14 protein-coding genes are annotated in these 14,953 nt (G+C 69.2%); 2 read left to right on the plus strand and 12 right to left on the minus strand.

All coding sequences use genetic code 11. The features are described from left to right. Nucleotides 1–113: 113 nt before the first annotated feature. From mnhG to dsbD, 9 genes are all read right to left on the minus strand, one after another. Nucleotides 114–491 (minus strand): monovalent cation/H(+) antiporter subunit G, encoded by a 378-nt coding sequence (mnhG, locus tag V5F67_RS16700; protein ID WP_394016683.1) that lies wholly within the window; start codon nt 489–491, stop codon nt 114–116. Next, a complete protein-coding gene (locus V5F67_RS16705) occupies nt 488–796 on the minus strand; it encodes a K+/H+ antiporter subunit F (RefSeq protein WP_394016681.1) in 309 nt (102 codons plus the stop codon). The genes mnhG and V5F67_RS16705 overlap by 4 nt, the downstream gene beginning before the upstream one ends. After that, nucleotides 793–1,281: a Na+/H+ antiporter subunit E gene (locus tag V5F67_RS16710; RefSeq protein WP_394016680.1), complete on the minus strand. Its 489-nt coding sequence runs from the start codon at nt 1,279–1,281 to the stop codon at nt 793–795. Before V5F67_RS16710 ends, V5F67_RS16705 begins: the two co-directional genes overlap by 4 nt. Then, a complete protein-coding gene (locus V5F67_RS16715; protein WP_394016679.1) occupies nt 1,278–2,897 on the minus strand; it encodes a monovalent cation/H+ antiporter subunit D in 1,620 nt (539 codons plus the stop codon). The genes V5F67_RS16710 and V5F67_RS16715 overlap by 4 nt, the downstream gene beginning before the upstream one ends. After that, a complete protein-coding gene (locus V5F67_RS16720) occupies nt 2,897–3,235 on the minus strand; it encodes a Na+/H+ antiporter subunit C (protein WP_394016678.1) in 339 nt (112 codons plus the stop codon). Before V5F67_RS16720 ends, V5F67_RS16715 begins: the two co-directional genes overlap by 1 nt. Beyond that, on the minus strand, nt 3,235–6,141 hold the full coding sequence (locus tag V5F67_RS16725) for a monovalent cation/H+ antiporter subunit A (RefSeq protein WP_394016677.1): 2,907 nt from the start codon (nt 6,139–6,141) through the stop codon (nt 3,235–3,237). The genes V5F67_RS16720 and V5F67_RS16725 overlap by 1 nt, the downstream gene beginning before the upstream one ends. A 435-nt stretch (nt 6,142–6,576) precedes the next feature. Next, entirely contained in the window at nt 6,577–7,266 is a 690-nt protein-coding gene (locus V5F67_RS16730; protein WP_394016676.1) for a L,D-transpeptidase, read from the minus strand. A gap of 8 nt (nt 7,267–7,274) precedes the next feature. Next, entirely contained in the window at nt 7,275–7,895 is a 621-nt protein-coding gene (locus tag V5F67_RS16735; protein ID WP_394016675.1) for a DsbA family protein, read from the minus strand. A 44-nt stretch (nt 7,896–7,939) separates the two neighbouring features. Beyond that, nucleotides 7,940–9,754: a protein-disulfide reductase DsbD gene (dsbD, locus tag V5F67_RS16740; protein WP_394017785.1), complete on the minus strand. Its 1,815-nt coding sequence runs from the start codon at nt 9,752–9,754 to the stop codon at nt 7,940–7,942. A 98-nt stretch (nt 9,755–9,852) separates the two neighbouring features. Between dsbD and V5F67_RS16745 the strand changes: the two genes are divergently transcribed. Both V5F67_RS16745 and V5F67_RS16750 read left to right on the plus strand, forming a co-directional pair. Continuing rightward, nucleotides 9,853–10,515: a response regulator transcription factor gene (locus tag V5F67_RS16745; protein WP_394016674.1), complete on the plus strand. Its 663-nt coding sequence runs from the start codon at nt 9,853–9,855 to the stop codon at nt 10,513–10,515. Next, nucleotides 10,512–11,822: a sensor histidine kinase gene (locus V5F67_RS16750; protein WP_394016673.1), complete on the plus strand. Its 1,311-nt coding sequence runs from the start codon at nt 10,512–10,514 to the stop codon at nt 11,820–11,822. The genes V5F67_RS16745 and V5F67_RS16750 overlap by 4 nt, the downstream gene beginning before the upstream one ends. Before the next feature lie 325 nt (nt 11,823–12,147). Here the strand turns inward: V5F67_RS16750 and V5F67_RS16755 are convergent, their stop codons facing one another. The 3 genes from V5F67_RS16755 to V5F67_RS16765 are packed head-to-tail and all read right to left on the minus strand — an operon-like array spanning nt 12,148 to nt 14,946. Next, the gene (locus V5F67_RS16755) at nt 12,148–12,996 is read right to left on the minus strand and encodes an ABC transporter permease (RefSeq protein ID WP_394016672.1); all 849 of its coding nucleotides are present in this window, start codon (nt 12,994–12,996) and stop codon (nt 12,148–12,150) included. Then, entirely contained in the window at nt 12,993–13,901 is a 909-nt protein-coding gene (locus V5F67_RS16760; protein WP_394016670.1) for an ABC transporter permease, read from the minus strand. Before V5F67_RS16760 ends, V5F67_RS16755 begins: the two co-directional genes overlap by 4 nt. After that, nucleotides 13,888–14,946, minus strand: a complete 1,059-nt coding sequence (locus V5F67_RS16765) for an ABC transporter ATP-binding protein (protein ID WP_394016669.1) — start codon at nt 14,944–14,946, stop codon at nt 13,888–13,890. The genes V5F67_RS16760 and V5F67_RS16765 overlap by 14 nt, the downstream gene beginning before the upstream one ends. Nucleotides 14,947–14,953 lie beyond the last annotated feature (7 nt).

Genomic DNA, 14,953 nt, shown 5'->3' on the forward strand with positions numbered 1-14,953 from the left:
TTGGTGACTCCAATGCCTTCCCTCCCCCGGTGGCCTCTCCGGCCTCGCATCAAGTCTTCCGTTACGTCACAGGTCAAGCACCGCGTGAGGGGTCCGGCGGCGGGAAGACCGCTTCAGAGCTTGTCCGCCGCGGCTTCGCCCTCGGGAAACGCCGATCCCGGAACCTCCGGATTCTCCTCCACGCGGTCGCGATAGAGCGCCGCGCGGGACAGCAGCATGAGCGTGATGGGCGTGGTCACCGTGATGAACACCGCGATCAGGATCTCGTGCAGCACGAAGCGGCTTTCCAGCACGCTGAAGCAGACGATCGAGCCGACGAGGATGCCGCCGGTGCCAAGGGTCGCCCCGAGCGTCGGCGCATGGACGCGGGCATAGAAGCTGTCGAGCCGCCACAGGCCGGCGGAGCCGATGAGGGTGATCGCGGCGCCCGCGACCACCAGGAACGCCACCAGCAGCGCCGCCCATGCGGGCAGATCGGGGGCCGCGGTCATTCGATCACCTCGCCGCGCATCAGGAACTTGGCGAACGCCACGGTGCCGACGAAGCCGAGCAAGGCGACGATCAAGGCCGCCTCGAAGAAATGGGCGCTGCCCTCGCGCATGCCGAGGGTCAGGAACAGCAGCATGGTGTTCACATAGAGGGTGTCGAGACCGAGGATGCGGTCCTGCGCCCGCGGGCCGCGCAGGATGCGCAGCGTCGCCAGCGCCATGGCCGCCGTCAGCATCACCTGGGCGAGCGTGAGGGCGGCGCCGAGCAGGAGGGTCGCCCAGGGGGCGCTGGCCGAAAGAGCGCTCATTCGAAGATCTCCATCAGCAGGCGCTCGTAGCGCTGCTTGATCAGAGTGGTCCAGTGGTCCTCGTCCACCAGATCGAGCACGTGCAGCAGCAGTTCGCCTTTCGCCGCATCGTAGTTCATCCACAAGGTGCCGGGCGTCGCCGTCAGGATGATGGCGAGCATGGCGAGGCCACCCTGGCTGCGCAGATCCAGCGGGATGGTCATGAAGCCCGCGCGCCCGCCTCCGCGGCTGCCGGTGAGGATGATCGTGCCGACCGCGAGATTGGACCGGAAGATGTCCACCAGCACCCGGAGCGCGAGCCGCACCATGGCCCGGGGCCGGCGCAGCCGCACCGGCTCCATCCGGAACACCGAGAGCGTCCACGACGCGACGAGCGCGACGATGGCGCCGAGCACCAGGTGCCCCGGCGAGACGCTCTGGTTCAGCAGCAGCCACATGGCGAGCAGCGCCAGGAACAGCAGAGGATGGGGCAGCAGGCGGGTCATCGGCCAGCCTCCGGAACGGCCGGCGCCGCGGCGGCGGGCGGGGCCGGCATCACCGCTCCCACATAGGCGGAGGGCTCATGGAGCGCGTGCGATGTCTCGGTCATGAAGCGCATGACCGGGCTGCCGAACACCGTCATGGCAACGCACAGGACGAGAATTCCGGCCACGGGGGCGAACTCCACCGCCTTCACGCTTGGCAGGCTCGCCTGCATCGGCACCCAGAAGGTGTTGATGCCGGTGCGCGCCATGGCCACCAGGGCCGCGAAGCCGGACAGCGCCAGCAGCGCGATCAGCGCCCAGGCGCTGCCGGAAATCCCCTCTCTCGGGGTCATGAGCGCCGACATCATCGCGAACTTGGCGAGGAATCCGGGCAAGGGCGGCAGCCCGGCCAGCAGCAGTGCGCAGATGAAGAAGGCTCCGCCGAGCGCCGCCACGGTCATGGGCAGCGCCGTGCCCACCTCCTCCTCGACCTTCCCGGGCCCCTCGCCGTCGCCGAACACCTCCATGGAGACGGCGATCACGTCCGCGCCGGCCGCGCGCCCGCGCTCCACCAGCTCGATCAGCAGGAAGAAGGCGCAGATCGCCAGCGTCGAGCTGGCGAGATAATAGAGCGCGCCGGCGATGATCGCCGCATCGCCGAAGCCGATGGCGGAAAGCAGCGTGCCCGAGGAGACGAGGACGCTGTAGCCGGCCAGCCTCGGCATGGACTGGGAGGCGAGCACGCCGACAGTGCCGAAGGCGATGGTGGCGAGCCCGCCATAGAGCAGCCAGTGCGCCCCGAAGCCCGCGGACGGCCCCGAATCCGCGCCGAACAGCAGCAGGCTGAGGCGCAGGATCACGTAGATGCCCACCTTGGTCATCATGGCGAACATGGCCGCGGCCGGCGCGCTCGCGGCGGAATAGGTGGTGGGCAGCCAGAAATTCAGCGGCCACATGGCCGCCTTCACGAGGAAGGCGACCGCGAGAATGGCCGCGCCGGCCTCGAACAGAGTGCGGCCCTCCTCGCCGATAGCGGGGATGCGGCCGGCGAGGTCGGCCATGTTGAGCGTGCCGGTCACGCCGTAGATCAGGCTCACGCCCACCAGGAACAGCGAGGACGCGACGAGATTGATCGGGATGTAGTGCAGCCCCGCCTTGACGCGGGCGATGCCGGAGCCGTGCAGCACCAGCCCGTAGGACGCGGCCAGCATCACCTCGAAGAACACGAACAGGTTGAACAGGTCGCCGGTCAGGAAGGCGCCGTTCAGCCCCATCAGCAGGAACAGGAAGATGGAATAGAAGCGCGGCCCCGCCCGGTGCCAGCGCGCGAGCGCGAACACGAAGCTGGCGCAGGCGAGCAGCGCGGTGAGTACGAGCATCATGGCCGAGAGGCGGTCGGCCACCAGCACGATGCCGAACGGCGCCGGCCAGTTGCCCACCGCCTGGACGATGGCGCCCTGTCGATCGGTCGCGACCAGCAGCGTCACCGCCATCGCGAGCAGCGCCAGGATCGTCCCGAGGCTCACTGTGACCTTCAGGGTGCGGAGCCGGTCGTCGAACAGCAGCAGGAACGCGCCGGCCATCAGCGGCAACAGCACCGGCAGGACGACGAGGAATGAGAAGGCGGGAGTCTGCATCAGTCGCCGAGCCCGTCCACGTGGTCACTGCCGGTGCGTCCACGTGCGGTGAGCAACACCACGAGGAACAGCGCCGTCATGGCGAAGCCGATGACGATAGCCGTCAGCACCAGCCCCTGCGGCAGCGGGTCGGCGAAGGCGGCCGGATTGCCGGCCACCCCCTTCTCCAGGATCGGCGGGGCGCCTAGCCGCAGCCGCCCCATGGAGAAGATGAAGAGGTTGACCGCATAGGACAGAAGCGACAGGCCGATGATGACCTGGTAGGTGCGCGGGCGCAGCAGGAGCCAGGTGCCGGCTCCGCCGAGCACGCCGATGCCGATGGCGAGGATGGTCTCCATCACGGCTCTCCCAGGCTGCGGGTCTCGCGCGGTCCGCGCAGCGACTGGTGTGCGAGTGCGATAAGCATCAGCACGGTTGCGCCGACCACCAGCGCGAAGACGCCGAGGTCGAACATGAGCGCCGAGGCCATCGGCACCTCGCCCACCACCGGCAGGTGCACGTAGCGCGCGTAGGATGTCAGGAACGGGTAGCCGAGCAGCAGCGAGGCGAGCCCGGTCAGGCTGGCGGTTAGCAGGCCGAGCCCCATCCAGCGCAGAGGCAGCACGCGCAGCACCGCCTCAGCGCCGCGCACACCGGCCGCCATGTATTGCAGCACGAAGGCGATCGACAGGACGATGCCGGCCGCAAAGCCCCCGCCCGGCAGATCGTGGCCGCGCATGAACAGGTAGACCGCGAGCACGGCGATGGGCGGAAACAGCCACTGCATGATGAAGCGCGGGATCAGCAGGTAATCGGCAACCGTGTCGCCCACCTCCCGGTCGGGCCGCGCCGCGTCATAGGCGTTCTGGATGCGCTGCTGCTCCGGCGTCTCGACGCTGTCCGGCGCTGGGCGGAAGCGGCGCAGCATGGCGAACACGGTGAGCGCCACCACGCACAGCACGGTGATCTCGCCCAGCGTGTCGAAGCCGCGGAAGTCCACCAGGATCACGTTGACGATGTTGGTGCCGCCGCCCTCCGTATAGGCGCGCTCGACGAAGAATCGGGACACCGTGTCCGGCAAGGGCCGCGTCATCACCGCATAAGACAGCATCGACAGCCCGAACCCCACCGCGAGCGCCAGCGCGAGGTCGCGGAAGCGCCGGGCAATGACGGCGCCTGGGGGCCGCATGTCCTCCTGCGTGATGATGCGCTTCGGCAGCCAGCGCAGGCCGAGCAAGATTAGCACCGTGGTGACGATCTCCACCAGAAGCTGGGTCAGGGCGAGGTCCGGGGCGGACAGCCAGAGGAAGGTGAGGCAGGTGACGAGCCCGGCGCCGCCCGTGAGCGCCAAGGCGGCGAGCCGGTGGAACTTCGCCTGATGGGCGGCCCCAAGCGCGCAGGCGATGCCGATCGCCCAGACGAGGATGAAGGCGGGCGTCGCCGGCGTGAGCGGACGGGTGCCGACGCTGGCCGCGCCGTGCACCAGGACCGGGACGGATGCGGCCAGGATGGCGACCATCACCAGCAGACGAAGCTGCGGCTGCAGACGCCGCGTACCGAAGATCTGCTCCAGCGTACGCGCCCACTTCCAGGACAGCGTCACCATCACGTTCTCGAAGATGCGCTGGGCGTTCAGGTCCTGGAGCAGCGGCGGCCCCTCGCTGCCGCTCGCCAGATATCCGCGCAGCGCGAGATAGAGGACGATGCCGCCCACCATGGCGATCACGCTCATGAGCAGCGGCAGGTTGAAGCCGTGCCAGACCGCGAGGCTGTAGTAGGGCAAGTCGGTGCCTACCACCGCCTGCGCCGCGCTCGCCAGGAGCCAGCCAACGGCGCGGCCGGGGATGATGCCGATGACGAGGCAGATCACCACCAGCAGCTCGATGGGGAAGCGCATCCAGCGCGGCGGCTCGTGCGGCATGCGCGGCAGGTCGGTCGGCGGCGGGCCGAAGAAGGTGCCGAGGATGAAGCGCAGCGAATAGGCCACTGAGAACATGCCCGCGAGTGTGGCGAAATAGGGTAGCGAATCGTCGAGCAGCGAGCCGGTATGTTCGGCGACCGCCTCGGCGAAGAACATCTCCTTCGACAGGAAGCCGTTGAGCAGTGGCACCCCGGCCATAGCCGCCGCCGCCACCATGGCGAGCGATGCGGTGAACGGCATGTAGCGCCACAGGCCGCTGAGCCGGCGCAGGTCCCGCGTCCCGGTCTCGTGGTCGATGATGCCCGCCGCCATGAACAGCGAGGCCTTGAAGATGGCGTGGTTGAGGATGTGGAACACCGCCGCCACTGCCGCGAGCGGGCTGCCGAGGCCGAGCAGCAGCGTGATGAGGCCCAGGTGGCTGATGGTGGAATAGGCCAGCAGCCCCTTCAGGTCCTGCTGGAAGATGGCGAAATAGGCACCGATCACCAGGGTCGCGAGGCCGGCGGGGACGACGAGGTAGAACCAGGCGTCGGTTCCCGCCATCACCGGCCACAGCCGCGCCAGCAGGAACACGCCGGCCTTCACCATGGTGGCCGAGTGCAGATAGGCCGAGACCGGGGTCGGCGCCGACATGGCGTTGGGCAGCCAGAAATGGAACGGGAACTGCGCGCTCTTGGTCAGCGCGCCGAGCAGGATCAGCACCAGCACCGGCACGTAGAGCGGGCTCTCCCGGATCGCGTCGCCCGAGGCCAGCACCACGTCGAGGTCATAGCTGCCGACGATGCGCCCAAGCAGGATGGCGCCGACGAACAGGCAGATGCCCCCGGCCGCCGTCACGGTCAGCGCCATGCGCGCCCCGTCGCGCGCGCCCGCATTGTGGTGCCAGTAGCCGATCAGCAGGAACGAGAAGAGGCTGGTCAGCTCCCAGAAGAACACGAGCAGGATGAGGTTGCCCGCCAGCACCACCCCGAGCATCGCGCCCATGAACGCGAGCAGGAAGCTGATGAAGCGCGGGGCCGGGTCCTCGGCAGCGATGTAGTAGCGCGCATAGAGCACCACCAGCCCGCCGATCCCGTACACCAGGATGGCGAAGAGCCAGGCGAGACCGTCGATCCGGAAGCCGAATTCCAGGCCGAACTCCGGCATCCAGGCCACCTTGGCCGCAACCGAGGCGCCGCCCTGCACCAGCGGGTAGAACAGGATGGTGATGACGATGCCGGCTATCGTGACCGTGGCGGCGATGAGCACCGCGGGGGTGCGCGCCTCGCGCGGCAACAGGCTGGCAAGAAGGCTCCCGAGAAACGGCATCCCGACGAGGGTAACCAGCATCATCCCGTCGGGCATACGTCCCGGCCTCCGCGCTCAACGATCCGTCACTACCTCTGCGATGCGTGACCATCGCCCGCATGATGGAGGGTTACGCCATGAACGATCAAGCCTAGGGAACAGTGGCCTTCCAGTTTGGAGCGAAGCCGCGGCTCGGCCGCGGGGCCATTGGCGTGACCGCAGAGATCGAACCATCCCCGCCTTACTGCGGCAACCGCCGCCTTCCGAATAACGCCCCGGTGCGGGCAGTCGGTGAGACTCTTCGCCAGGGCCGCAGGCGCAATCTCGCGTAACGTAAGACATTTATCTGGCATGATGCGTCCGGCAAACCCCAGAGGAGACTGCGGGCGCAACCATCATGTGGACAGTGCTGCGGACCAAGCTAGCCGAGGAGCTTAGGGGGCATGCTCGTCGCGGATGCCGGCGGTGTCGCCACCGTACCGCATCCGTGTCTCACCCCTGCACCACCACCACCTTGGCCCCGTCGGGCACCCGGCGGTAGAGGTCGATCACGTCCTGGTTCATCATGCGGATGCAGCCGGAGGAGACCGCCTCGCCGATGGTCCATGGCTCGTTGGTGCCGTGGATGCGGTAGAGCGTGTCCTTGCCGTCCTTGAAGAGATAGAGGGCGCGCGCGCCGAGTGGGTTCTGCGCCCCGCCCGCCATGCCGCCGGCCCAGGGGCGGTAGCGCTCCGGCTCGCGGGCGATCATGGCATCGGTGGGCCGCCAGCTCGGCCACTCGCGCTTGTAGCCCACCGCCGCCGTGCCGGAGAATTCCAGGCCCTCCTTACCGACGCCGACGCCGTAGCGCAGCGCCCGGCCGTTCTCCTGGACCAGATAGAGGAAGCGGTTCTTCGCATCGACCACCAGCGTGCCGGGCTGCTGGCCCGTGGGGTCCTGCACGAGCTGGCGCACGTTGCGCGGCGCGAGGTCGTCGGGGTCGACCCCGGGAATGGGGATGCCCTTGTCCTCCAGCGCGCCGTAGCGCTGGGCATCGGCGGGGGACAGGCGCGGCGGCGCCTTGGTGGGCAGCGGCGCGTCGGTGGCGGTGACGCACGCGGCGAGCCCCAGCGGGGCGGCAAGGATGCCGAGGCGCAGGCCGGCTCTGAGAACGGCGCGGCGGGAAACGTCGGGCGCGGCCATGGAGGGGCTCACTCCCCGGCCTGGCGGCGGCGCGCCTCGGCGATGGCACGCTTGAAGCTCGCATAGTCCAGGGTCGAGGCGAGCAGCGGTCCTACAAGGTATGTGGGCGTGCCGCGCAGCCCGAGCTGATCCGCCTGGGCGCGGTTGCGCTTCAGCAGGGCGATGATCTCCTGACCATGGGCCTCGATGTCCGCCTGGAGGCGCTTCATGTCGAGGCCCGGCACGGCCGCCACTGCCTGGAGCATCTGCGCCTCGCCGATGCGCCGGCCGGGAATACCCATGAGCGCGTCGTGCGCCGCCAGATACTTGCCCTGGAAGCCGGCGGCGAGCGCCAGTTGCGCGCCATAGACCGAGGCCTCGGTGATGACCGGCCAGTCCTTGTAGACCACCCGGATGCGCCCATCCTCCTTCACCACGCGGGCGAGGTCGGGCGCGGATTTCTTGCAGTAGGGGCAGTTGTAGTCGAGGAACGCGACGATGGTGACGTCGCCCTTCGGATTGCCGGAGGTCGGCGCCTGCGGATCGTTCAGGATCGCCTCCACGTCGAGCGCCTGGGCGCGCGCCGGAGCGGCGCCCAGCGCGAGGACGGCGGAAAGGGCGGCGAGGCGGAAAAGGTCCCTGCGGCGCATGATGTCTCCGGGGATTGAGGGCGGGATTCCGAACAGGTTCCGGCTCACAGGCCGGCCTTCGCCGCGAGGGCGGAAATGTCGTCGGGGGTGATGGGGCCGATCAGTCGCGAGTGCGGCACCTCGCGGCCGGCGGCATCCATGAGGAACAGGGTTGGCGGCCCGACCACGTCATGGCGCCGCATCAGCGCCCGCTCCTGCGCGCCGTAGTTGGTCACGTCGGCGGCGATGACCTTCAGGCGGGCGATGCGGGCGCGCACCTGCGGCTCGGCCATCACCGCCTCGTTGGACTTGCAGACCGTGCACCAGCCGGCGGTGAAGGTGACGAGCACCGGTCCGTCGGCACTCTTGGCCTCGGCCAGCGCCGCGTCGAGCGCGGCGGGAGAGGAGATGCGCGTCTCCAGCGGTCCGGAGCCCTCGGGCAGAGCGCGCGCCGCGAGAAAGCCGAGCGGGCGCAGCGGATTCCCCGCGCCGCCCGCCGCACCCACGATCAGCAGTCCGCCATAAAGCAGAGCCACGAGACCAGCGGCCTTGCCGAGGCGCGACGGGGCGCCGCTCGCCGCGTTCATGCGGTCGAGGCTGCCGGCGAACACGCCGACGCCCACCGCCAGCGCGCCCCACAGCACAAGGCCGGCCGGCCCCGGCAGGAGGCGCGCGGCCAGCGCCACGGCCACGGCGAGGAACATCACCCCGCAGACGGCCTTCATCCGCCCGAGCCACGGCCCCGAGCGCGGCAGGATGCGCGCGCCGAACGTGCCGGCGGCCACCAGCGGCAGGCCCATGCCGAGCCCGAGCATGAACAGCGCCGCGCCGCCGCGCAGGCCGTCGCCGGTCTGGGCGGCGTAGAGCAGAGCGGCGGCGAGCGGCGGCGTCACGCACGGCCCGACCACCAGCGCCGAGCCGAAGCCCAGCAGCGCCGCCCCGGCCACCGAACCGCCGCGCCCGCCGCCGGACAGCCGGCCCGCAAGGCCTGGAGGCAGCGCGAGGTCGAACAGGCCGAACATGGAGAGCGCCAGCGCCACCAAAACCGCCGCCATGAGGCCGAGCGCCAGCGGCGTCTGAAGCGCCGCCTGAAGGCTCGCTCCCGACCAGCCGGCGGCGAGGCCGACCACCCCATAGGCCGCCGCCATGGCGAGCACATAAGCGGACGACAGGACGAAGCCGCGCCTCCGGCCGGACTTCTCCGCGCCGTCCGCCAGGATGCCGGAGAGGATCGGGATCATCGGGAACACGCACGGCGTGAAGGCGAGCAGCAGACCGAAGCCCAGGAAGGCCGCCAGCAATGCGGGCAGCGGCCCGGTGAGGGAGGCTGCATCGCCCTCCCGGCCGGGCGGCGAAGGTGCTGGAGGAGCGGCCGCCACCTCCGTGCCGGTCGACCCCCCGCTCTCTGCCGCCGCCGCGCCGAGCCCCTTCGGTTCCGGGAAGGCCTCGCGCGGGGCCTCGGCGACGGCGAGCGTCGCGAGGTCCACCGTCATCCGCGCCGGCGGGTAGCACACCCCGTCCTCGGCGCAGCCCTGGAACCCCACCTCCAGCGTGCCGCTGTCCGGAAGCCCCGGCGCGCGCGCAGCGATGGCGCCATGGTAGATGCCCACCCGGCCGAAGTTGGGGTCGTCCTTCTCCTCGCCGGGCGGGGTCGCCAGCTCGACCTTGGCGCCGTCGTGGCGCGCCTCCAGGCTCTCGCGATAGAGATAGGTGCGCGGGGCGATGGTCCAGCGCAGCACCAGGGCGCCGTCGCCGTCATGCGCGGCCGAAAGGCGGAACGCCGCCTCCGCCCGCAGCGGCGACTGAGCGGCGGCCGGCATCGCGCCGAGCAGCAGCGCCACGCCGGCTGCAAGAATCGTCCGGGACAGGAACGAGATCACCAAGGAGCGCCTCCGTGAGAATGCGGCGCTCCCTCCAATGCCCACCTTAAGCCAGCCTTAAGCTGGCCGTAGGACAGCACGGTGGCAGGAGGAGAGCGATGCGCATTCTGGTCGTCGAGGACGATCCGGTTCTCGCGGACGGGCTGAAAGTCGGGCTGGAGCTGGCCGGTGCCAGCGTCGAGCGCGTGGCCGCCTGCGCCGACGCACGCGCGGCATTGGCCGCGAACCGTTTCGATGTGGTGGTGCTCGACGTGATGCTGCCGGACGGCTCCGGCATCGACATCCTCGCCGGGCTGCGCGCCGCCAAGGACTTGACCCCGGTGCTGCTGCTGACCGCCCTCGACGAGACCCTGGACAAGGTGCGCGGCCTCGATGCGGGCGCCGACGACTATCTCGGCAAGCCGTTCGACCTCGACGAGCTTGCCGCCCGCGTGCGCGCCATCGCCCGCCGTGGCCAGGGCCGGGCGGAGCCGACGCTCCAGGCCGCGGGCCTCGTGCTCGATCCCGCGACCCTCGGCGCCACCGTGGACGGGCGCGTGGTGGCGCTCTCGCGACGGGAGTTTGCCGTGCTCGCCGCGCTCATGGAGCGGCCGGGCGTCATCCGCTCCAAGGGCGAGATCGAGGAGCGCCTCTATGGCTGGCAAGAGGAGGTGGAGAGCAACACGGTGGAGGTCCACATCCACAATCTGCGCGCCAAGGTGGGGCGCAAGGCGATCGAGACCGTGCGCGGCCTCGGCTACCGTGTGAGAGGCGCGCCATGACCTCCTTGCGCCGGCGCCTGTTCTTGATCCTGCTGGCGGCGACGGGCGCCATATGGCTGTGCGCCATGGCCTGGATCTCCCTCGGCAGCCGCAGCGAGCTGGAGCACGTACTTGACGCCCGCCTGCAGGAGGCGGCGCGGATGGTCCATTCCATGGTGCGGGGCGGCAGCATCGCCGCCGCGGCGGTGCCGTTGCCCCAGCCGCAGGCGGGCTATGAGCGCCAGCTCTCATGCCAGATCTGGTCACTGGACGGCGATCTGGTGGCGCGCTCCGGCGGCGCCCCGGATGCGGCGCTGGCAGGACCTTCCGGGGGATTTTCGGAACGCATGGTGGACGGCGAGACCTGGCGCGTCTTCACCATCGTCGACACCGAGAAGGGCGTGCGGGTGATGGTCGGCGACCGCATCGGCCTGCGCGACCGGCTGGTGCGCGACCTGCTCGCCGGGCTGCTGGCTCCCGCGCTCCTCATCACGCCGCTGCTCGGGCTGCTGATCTGGATCAGCCTCGGCCGCGGCCTTGCGCCGCTCAATGCGGTGGCGCGGGAAATCGCCGCGCGCGACGGCGAGGACATGCGGCCGGTCTCGCTCGCCGAGGCGCCGCAGGAGGTGCGCCCGCTGATCGGCGCCATCAACGACCTGTTCCAGAAGCTGGAGGCGGCGCGCCGTCACGAGCGCGACGTGACCGCCTTCGCCGCCCACGAGCTGCGCACGCCGCTGGCGGGCCTGAAGACGCAGGCGCAGATCGCGCTCGCCACGGACGATGCGGTGACGCGGGAAGCCGCCTTGAGGCAGATGCTGGCCGCCGTCGACCGGTCCACCCGGCTGGTGCGGCAGTTGCTCGTGCTGGCCAAGCTCGAAGCGCGGGCGCAGCCGATGGCGGCCGGGCCGGTCAATGCCGGCGCCATGCTGCGCGATATCGTCGCCCAGACGCCCGCCTCTCCCGACCTGATGGTGTCCATCGCCCCGGAGCTGGACGCACTGACCGTGACCGTGGCTCGCGAGACGCTCCACCTCGCTTTGCGCAATCTGCATGAGAACGCCGTCAGCCACGCCGCGCCTGGCGGCGCGGTCCGCTGGACGGCGCCGCTCGGCGCCATTTGCGTGGAGGACGACGGGCCGGGCATGCCGCCGGACGAACTGCCGCGCGCCACCGAGCGCTTCTTCCGCGGCCGCGGACAGACCGCGCCGGGCAGCGGGCTCGGCCTCACCATCGCCGCGCTAGCCGCCGAGCGCATCGGCGCCCGCTTGGTCCTGATGAACCGCAAGGAACAGTCAGGCCTGAGGGCCGAAATCACCCGACAGGCATAAGCGCGCGGGACCCGCGGCAATGGCGCCAACTGGAGTGGGTGGAATTGTTCCGTGCCCTTTGTCACCCAGGCAGACAAAAGCTCGCGGTCCGGAACTCCGAACCCGGGTCGCGACATGGCTGGCGGATAGTCCCGCTCAATCCCGCCTGAACCCGCGAAATCCCGCAGCCTACCCCATCTGTCTGTTGGCATATTCGTTGGCATTTCTGGATTTCATGCCGAAAATAATTACGTAAAATCAATATTTTAATGCAATTATTCGATCCCCTCACCCGCACCATTTCCCGGTCGAGGGGCGTCTGAGAAGCTTGGGGCGGTTCAGACCTCTATCTCGTAGGTGTGGTGATGGAGAGCCCGAACACCTTCTCGAGGATGACAATGAGGGCGACAACCAAACCCATCTGGAGGGTCGATGCTGCCGCAACGATGACCTGTTCCGATCCATACTGAATCTGGCTGTAGATCTGGATTGGCAGGGTAGAGAGGCCCGGCCCGGTCAGGAACAACGTCGCATTCACTTCGCCGAAGGAGACAACGAATGCGAACACTGCTCCCGCGACGATCCCCGGCTGGATGCTCGGCAGGGTGACCTTCAAGAACGCGCGTACCGGGGAGGCGCCGTGGATGATGGCGGCCTCCTCGATGCGGATATCGAACAGGTCGAGGCTCGACAGCACCGAGCGCACCACGAACGGCACGCCAAGCAGGATATGCGCCGTGGCGATTCGCGCCAGGATCGGCGCATGCGTCATCTGGAAATAGAGCAGCAGCGCGACGCCGAGGATAAGACCGGGAAAGATCAGCGGCGTGAGCAGGAAAGCGTTGATCGCCCCTTTGAAAGGGAAGCGTCCCCGCGCCAGTGCGACAGCCGCGAGCGTGCCGAGCACCACCGATGTAGCGGCCGCGATCACCGCGATGACCAGGCTCCAGATGAATCCGCTGACCATGTCCGCGGTCTCGAAGAACTCGAAATACCAGCGCATCGAAAGCCGCTGCGGCGGGAAGGTCAGCGCCGAGGACGGGTTGAAGGAGGAGATAATGATGACGACGATCGGCAGCAGGACCACCGCATAGGCAACGAACGTCACCGTCGCCAGCGCCACATCGCCCCAGTCGATCGCCGGCCGCAAGGGTCGCGCCGCCGGCTGATCGAGATCAAGCTTCGGAGCGCTCATCGGGCCATCCCATTCGCATTGCTGCCGAGCAGCCGCACCATCGCGCCGCAGGCGGCCGCGGTGGCCACCACCAGCACCACCGAGAGCGCGGCGGCGAGCGGCCAGTTGAAGCTGGACGTGGAATCGAAGATCAGGTTGCCGAGCAGCTTCACCTTCGGGCCGCCGAGCAGGAAGGAGATGATGTAGGTGCTCATGGCGATGGTGAAGACCATCACCGCGCCGGACACCATGCCGGCGCCGCTGAGTGGCAGCGTCACCTTCAGGAACACCTTGAACGGCCCCGCCCCGTGCGCGGCCGCGGCCTCGCGCAACGCCGGATCGATGGTGATGAGCGTGTTGGTGATGTTGATGATCATGTACGGCAGGAGGATCGAGACGAGACCGAGCAGCACCGTGCCTTCCGTGTACAAGAAGGCGATTGGGTAGTCGGTGGCTCCGGATGACAGCAGCACCTGGTTGACGATGCCGCGCCGTCCGAGCAGCGCGATCCACCCATAGACCCGGATCACCGTGCTCAGAAGCAGAGGAAACAGCAGCAGGATGACGAGCTTTTTACGCGCCGCCGGCGACAGCTTCGAAAGATAGTAGGCGGCCGGATAGCCGAGAAGCAGGCAGGCCAGCGTCGTCTCCACGCTGATGCGGAAAGTGAGCCAGAGGCTGCCAAGATAGAAGCCGTCGGTGAGCACGGCGACATAGTTCTTCAGCGTGAAGACGCCGTCGAAGAAGCCGGTGTCCGAACGGCCGTAGAAGCTCACCACGCAGAAGGCCGCCGAAGGCAGCACGAGCAGAACGAAATAATAGAGGAAGGCGGGCGCCAGAAGCGTCTCGGCCCGCTTCCAGCGGAACGGCCGGCGGGCCACGGCGGCTCGCGCGACGGTGCCGGCGAGGCTGCTAGTGCGCGACAATGGCGGCGTCCTCCGGCTTGAACGCGGCGAAGACCTCCGCGCCCTCCGCGAGGGCGGTTCCACGGCTGGGAGCACGGGCGACCAGCAGAGCTCCGCCTCGGGTCCGCAGCACCACCCGCAGGTCGCTGCCGAGATAGAGGACGCTTTCCACCTTGGCCGGCAGGCCTGGCGCGGCGCCCGGCGCGCCGTGCAGGTCGAGCCGCTCGGGCCGGATGGCGAGGCGCACCCGGTCGTTCTCGCGCAAGGTGTGATCCGCAGACGGGCGGAAGGCCTGGCCCTCCACCGCCACGTGAAGTCCCTGCGGTCCCCGAGCGACCACGCCCTCGATCAGGTTGGCACTGCCGAGGAAATCGGCGACGAAACCGTCGGCGGGTCGCTCGTACAGGTCCTCGGCCGAGCCCTGCTGGGCGATGCGCCCGTCGCGGAAGATGGCGATGCCGTCGGACATGGCGAGCGCCTCCTCCTGGTCGTGGGTGACATAGATGGTGGTGATGCCGAGCAGCTTCTGCAGCGAGCGCAATTCGCTCTGCATCTCGATGCGCAGCTTGCGGTCGAGCGCGCTCAACGGCTCGTCCAGCAGCCACACCGCAGGGCGCGCGGCGATCGAGCGGGCGATGGCGATGCGCTGCTGCTGGCCGCCGCTCAGCTCCTTGGGATAGGCGCGCTCGCGGCCCGCCATGCGCACCATTTCCAGCGCCTCGCGCGCCTTGGCCTCGCGCGCCTTGCGACCCATGCCGCGCATCTCCAGACCGAACGCGACATTGTCCAGCACCGTCCGATGGGGAAACAGCGCATACTGCTGGAACACCATGCCGATGTCGCGCTTATGCGGCGGCACCTCGTTCACGATGGCTGGGCCGATGCGCACCGTGCCGGCATCCGGCCGCAGGAACCCGGCGACGAGGCGCAGCAGCGTGGTCTTGCCCGAGCCGCTGGGACCGAGCAGCGAGAAGAAGGATCCGTCCGGGACCGTGATGCTGACGCGATCCACCGCCCAGGCGCCGGCATATTGCTTGGAGACGCCGGCTATCTCGACACTGGCCATTGCGCGC

It is taken from the genome of Xanthobacter pseudotagetidis, assembly GCF_043194795.2.
GTDB classification, from domain to species: domain Bacteria; phylum Pseudomonadota; class Alphaproteobacteria; order Rhizobiales; family Xanthobacteraceae; genus Xanthobacter; species Xanthobacter tagetidis_A.